This is a genomic window from Vibrio sp. YT-19(2023) (genome assembly GCF_033337395.1).
Map to the genome: position 1 here is coordinate 1 of NZ_JAWOQN010000952.1, position 556 is coordinate 556.

General features: G+C 46.9%; 1 protein-coding gene. It reads left to right on the forward strand.

The genetic code is table 11. The annotated features are described in order from the left end of the window. A partial coding sequence (locus R7E78_RS29370) for a LemA family protein (protein ID WP_318059053.1) occupies window positions 1-434 on the forward strand: 434 nt, incomplete at its 5' end. Window positions 435-556 lie beyond the last annotated feature (122 nt).

Sequence of the window (556 nt, forward strand, 5' to 3'; positions counted from 1 at the left end):
TAGTAAACACCGCTAAAGGTTACATGGATCATGAGAAGGAAACGTTTGAACGCGTTATCCAAGCACCTAACCAAGCGATAGCAGGTTTAAAAGCCGCCAGTGATGCACCAGATAGTGATGCTGCAATTAGCCAGCTTAGCCAAGCAGAAGGCGTGTTACAAAGCGCTCTCGGCAAACTGAACGTTGTGGTAGAAGCCTCCCCTGAATTGAAAGCAAACGAGACGATGAGCCAACTCCAAGAAGAGCTAACCAGTACCGAAAACAAAGTCGCGTTTGCCCGCCAAGCATTTAATGATGCCGTGACCAGCTACAACACTTACAAGCAAACATTCCCACCCGTTATCTTCGCGAACACATTTGGTTTCCAAGACGGTAAGTTACTTGAGTTTGCAGACACAGAAGCAATCCAAGCAGCGCCGAAGGTTGCGTTCTAATGGACTTTTTTCATCATCAAGACAATGCGCGCCAGCGAACTGGACTTTTGGTGATGCTATTCACTTTGGCCGTTTTAGCCATCACAGGGCTAGTGAGTGTCATTTCGATTGGCATCTACTTT